Below are 4,198 nucleotides of genomic sequence, written 5' to 3' on the forward strand. Positions count from 1 at the left end.
GCTGACAGAGGTCACGAATGCGCTCTGTCTCTGTTGCAGAATTCAAGTAGCGTCTCAGGAGGCGCACCAAAATGATTATGGTTATCATTATCGATGACCCAACGACAGAGGTCGCCATGTACCGATGGCGACTTTTTGTTTGGCTTGAACTGAGACACCGCGAAAAACGCTTATCACCTCACCCCTGTTCGGCACTCGCAGAATGTGCGCGGGAGCCGGGTTCGGTACAGGCCATCTGCGCCTACCCTCTCAGAGGTGGCGTGTACCGATGTTGTTGTCGCTTCTACGACAGACATCGTCGGAGACGCGTGTCATAATCATGCTCAAATGAAGAGGAAACCAAAGAACACCGTGCCGGTTGAGACCCCACCCGAAGAGGTGGAGATCTCGGATGAGCTTGCTTGGCGCGTTCACGACAATGCCAAGAGCTGGATATCTCAGGTTGACGTGAAGGCGGCAGCCGCCCTGGCGATTGAAGCTGCCATCATGGGATTCGCGTTAGCGCTGGTCACCACCACTGGAACGCTTGCACAACTGACGTTTCTATCGCGCTGCGTAATCGGCGCAGGGCTGCTTTTGCTCTTCGTGAGCGTCATTTTCTCGATTATTGTCCTCAGGCCGCGCGTTAAGCTCAATGAACCTGCGCCGAAAGATAGAGGCTATCTGTACTTCGGCCACCTTCGGCATTGGAAAAAAGCCGATCTTAGCCGCGTGCTCGCCAAGAATACCGTCAACGATGATCAACTTGCGGACCAAGTGATCAAGATGTCGATCGTGGCATGGCGCAAGCATCTCTGGCTCAAATGGTCGTTATACCTCCTTCTCGCAGGTATGGCGGTGATCGGCGGTCTATACCTCGTTCTCCTACTCGGACTAATGCCCGACCAGTTAGGTGACCTCATTCCCACACCAACACCGACGACAGGAGCAGCCTCATGACACTCGGCGAGGAGCTGAAGGCATACGCCGCGAAGACGCATTCAACAGCTTGGACAAGGCGGAACGGCCAAAAAGTACCCGAAGCCGAGGATGTGGCGCTCGGCAACGTGGCCGTGGATATCGATGCCGTGGTGCTGTACGCGGACCTGAAGGATTCGACTGGCCTCGTCAAAGGCTGGAAAGACTGGTTCGCGGCCGCCGTGTACAAGAACTACCTCTACACCGTTTCACGAATTATCCGTCATCACGGCGGTGCGATCACGGCATTCGATGGAGACAGAGTCATGGCCGTCTTCATTGGTGACGGCAAAGAAGGCACCGCAGCCAAGGTTGCCTTGAAAATTAACTGGGCCGTAAAGAACATTTTGCAACCCGCGATCGAAGCGCAGTATAAAGGCATCGCGTTCAAACTAGAACAGAAAGTAGGAATTGCAACGTCAAAGACAATGGTTGCACGCACGGGCATCCGCGGCTCTAACGACCTAGTGTGGGTGGGTAACGCTGCAAACATCGCCGCAAAACTAGCCGCGCTAGACAAGGGGTATCCCTCTTACATCACCTCCGAGGTCTTTAACGCGCTGCCAAATGATGCAAAGTTTGCAACGGACAACCGACCGATGTGGCGCGACCTTGGCAACGGCGACGGGTATGGCAAAATCTACGGATCCACCTTCTGGTGGCCGGTTGTTTGAGGTCACTGCAGGATGATTATCGACCCAAATGAAACGACACAAGGATTAGATAGATGACCTTAGCCGAAGAACTTAGCGAGTACGCCAAGAACACCCACCAAAAAGTATGGACGCGACGCAAGGGACAAATCGTTCCAAGCACCGATGACATCACAATGGGAAACCAGGCGGTAGATCTGGACGCGGTAGTACTCTACGCAGACTTAAAAGACTCTACAGGCTTAGTCGACGACTACTCAGACGAGTTCGCGTCCGAGATATACAAAAACTATTTGTATGCAGTCTCCAAAATCATCAAGGCAAACGGCGGCACAATTACGGCGTTCGACGGCGATCGCGTGATGGCAGTGTACATCGGAGATTCGAAGAACTCCGCCGCCGCTCGAACTGCGCTCCGCATCAAATGGGCGGTCGACAACATCCTGCAGCCCGCTATCCAGGCGCAATATACTTCGAATTCGTTCAAGCTGCGACAGAAGGTTGGCATCGCTAGCTCGCAGACGATGGTGTCGCGAACGGGCATCAGAGGAAGCAACGACCTCGTGTGGGTAGGTAACGCCGCCAACTTCGCTGCTAAACTTGCGGCGTTCGATCGCGGCTATTCGAGCTACCTAACCGAGGCAGTTTACGACAGCCTAAATGCGGCTTCGAAATACGGCGGAGATCCACAACAGGACATGTGGACGGACCTAGGCGTGGTAGACGACTTTGGTCGCATCTACGCCTCTAGCTGGGAATGGAGTTTTTCGTAACAGCTGTTTCGCTAGTCGAAATATCTCAAGTGCAAGCGCAGGGCGCGACGTCGACGTTACCCAGCGACAACTCACTTGTGATGTATCGCGGCAACGGTCCTCGCGTCGAAGCCGCGGCCATTGCGACCTCCCTCCACGAGAGGCTCCGGGCATGGAGCTCGACTGCACGGTCGATCCAGGCTAGTGACATGCTCCGACAACGAGTTGCCAAAGTCAGCTCTGCAGCGATGAAGCGAGCAACCTTGATGTGTCGGAAGTCCCTGTCATAATCAGGCGCAGTATGGGGAACACACTGAATCACGACGAGGCTGCCGATGTCCTTCGACAGGCCAACGAGCGCAAGACGAGCCAAGCCAACGGAACCGGCCCATGGACAGTTGTGTATGACAGCTGGCACGCTTCCGGCGATCGAAACGGCGGACGCTTCGCCGCCTTTGCCGTGCCGGGTTATCGCGACCGTGCCATGCAGAGCGGTAGCTGGGACATGTCTGTGGGTGGCGGCTTTCCGGGGTTCTCGCAGTATCACGAGGATGGCCAGTGGGTCAGCACCTACCACCGCAACGTCGATGGACCAGATCTTGAACCGCTTGTTCTGGTTCAGGAGATGCATGGCGTAGTACCTGATGCCTACCTCATCTCCGAAGAGTTCCGGCTGTTGATGCACCTATGGGAAGACAAGGCCACAGGGAACTACTACAGCGTCGGCGACGATGGATCCAAGGAGCTTGCGATCGAGTTCACCGGACGCCAAATTCGCGTTCGGACGCCGCTCCTGCGTCGGTACCAGGCCGCCCGCCAGCTCGACCTCCTGCTGTTCTCGGACACTCGTGTGTTTGCAGACACAGATGAGAAGCCGGAAGCATTCCAGGAGCTGAACGAGGAGGACCACGTCGAAAAGGACTCGGTTGTCTTCATGGGCGTAGGTGATATTGGCCTCGGGCGGAACCAGGTCTTCTTTCGACTGCTTGTCAAGCGAGTCCTCCCACCGCCTCCGCAGGAGCAGAGCGGAATCTGGCCATGGGATCGCGACGATGAGGAGTACCCCGAGTTCATCATCGACGAGGATGAGAACGGGCGTCCGGTGAAGTTCACCTGCGAGGAGGACAAGCTCGCAAACTACTTCGGGAAGAACCCCGACGCTCCGCACTATCTGACGCCCGTCTTCTTCAAGCCAGAGGTGCTCAGGCGCTACTACGACGACCCCAGCCTCTATTCGGTCTCTGACGGCCGACTCAGCTGCGGACACCTATGGGGAGTCCAGATTGACAACGGCAACCCCGCTGCCGTGATGGTGTTTCTCGGAGACATCGGCCGAGACATCCCGAGCAGCCACCGCGACCATTGGCGTGCGTACAACATTCCGCCGGTCTCGAAGATAAGTAGTGTTGGTACGTACGTGAAGCCTGCTGTACCACAAAAGCAAGACTCGAACTGCGACCCCAACTATTCAGGAGCTTGCGTGCCTATTGCAAGCGATGTTGACTGTGCTGGTGGCAAAGGAAATGGACCAGCATATGTTCGTGGCCCGGTGTACGTAATTGGTAGCGACATCTATGGACTTGACGGCGATGGCGATGGCGTCGGCTGTCAGTAGTAGCTACTTAGCAATGCCGCGAGCCCGGAGCGTGGTAGCAACCGTCCTGGCGTCGTAGCCAACGGTGATCGCGATCTTGCGGAACGACAGGCCTTGAGCATGAAGCTCAGCCGCACGACTAATGGAGGCCTGCGACATGCTGCGACCTCGTGTGGCGACACCCGCTAGCTTCCGTACGTTCTGAATCGTCCACTCCGTGACACCGAAGGCTCGAGCGAGAT

5 protein-coding genes are annotated in these 4,198 nt (G+C 56.1%); 4 read left to right on the forward strand and 1 reads right to left on the reverse strand.

What is annotated here, in order from left to right; all coding sequences use genetic code 11:
• Nucleotides 1-255: 255 nt before the first annotated feature.
• The 4 genes from IFU19_RS16390 to IFU19_RS16480 all read left to right on the forward strand — a co-directional run bounded on the left by IFU19_RS16390 (nucleotide 256) and on the right by IFU19_RS16480 (nucleotide 3,977).
• Nucleotides 256-939 carry a Pycsar system effector family protein gene (locus IFU19_RS16390; RefSeq protein ID WP_192212231.1) on the forward strand — a complete coding sequence of 228 codons (684 nt, stop codon included), beginning with the start codon at nucleotides 256-258 and terminating at the stop codon, nucleotides 937-939.
• Nucleotides 936-1,631, forward strand: a complete 696-nt coding sequence (locus tag IFU19_RS16395; protein WP_192212232.1) for an adenylate/guanylate cyclase domain-containing protein — start codon at nucleotides 936-938, stop codon at nucleotides 1,629-1,631. Before IFU19_RS16390 ends, IFU19_RS16395 begins: the two co-directional genes overlap by 4 nt.
• A 53-nt stretch (nucleotides 1,632-1,684) precedes the next feature.
• Nucleotides 1,685-2,383 carry an adenylate/guanylate cyclase domain-containing protein gene (locus tag IFU19_RS16400; RefSeq protein WP_192212233.1) on the forward strand — a complete coding sequence of 233 codons (699 nt, stop codon included), beginning with the start codon at nucleotides 1,685-1,687 and terminating at the stop codon, nucleotides 2,381-2,383.
• A 280-nt stretch (nucleotides 2,384-2,663) separates the two neighbouring features.
• Nucleotides 2,664-3,977, forward strand: a complete 1,314-nt coding sequence (locus tag IFU19_RS16480) for a hypothetical protein (RefSeq protein ID WP_199858850.1) — start codon at nucleotides 2,664-2,666, stop codon at nucleotides 3,975-3,977.
• A 3-nt stretch (nucleotides 3,978-3,980) separates the two neighbouring features.
• Here IFU19_RS16480 and IFU19_RS17170 read toward each other — a convergent pair whose 3' ends face one another.
• Nucleotides 3,981-4,115: a helix-turn-helix domain-containing protein gene (locus IFU19_RS17170; protein ID WP_441004780.1), complete on the reverse strand. Its 135-nt coding sequence runs from the start codon at nucleotides 4,113-4,115 to the stop codon at nucleotides 3,981-3,983.
• Between the last annotated feature and the right edge of the window lie 83 nt (nucleotides 4,116-4,198).

The organism is Microbacterium sp. CFBP 8794 (genome assembly GCF_014841235.1).
Lineage (GTDB): Bacteria > Actinomycetota > Actinomycetes > Actinomycetales > Microbacteriaceae > Microbacterium.

Bases quoted from the DNA above. Each gene is read 5' to 3' on its own strand.
- IFU19_RS16395 (WP_192212232.1), top strand. From the start codon at position 936: ATGACACTCGGCGAGGAGCTGAAGGCATACGCCGCGAAGACGCATTCA.
- IFU19_RS16400 (WP_192212233.1), top strand. From the start codon at position 1,685: ATGACCTTAGCCGAAGAACTTAGCGAGTACGCCAAGAACACCCACCAA.
- IFU19_RS16480 (WP_199858850.1), top strand. From the start codon at position 2,664: ATGGGGAACACACTGAATCACGACGAGGCTGCCGATGTCCTTCGACAG.
- IFU19_RS17170 (WP_441004780.1), bottom strand. From the start codon at position 4,115: ATGTCGCAGGCCTCCATTAGTCGTGCGGCTGAGCTTCATGCTCAAGGC.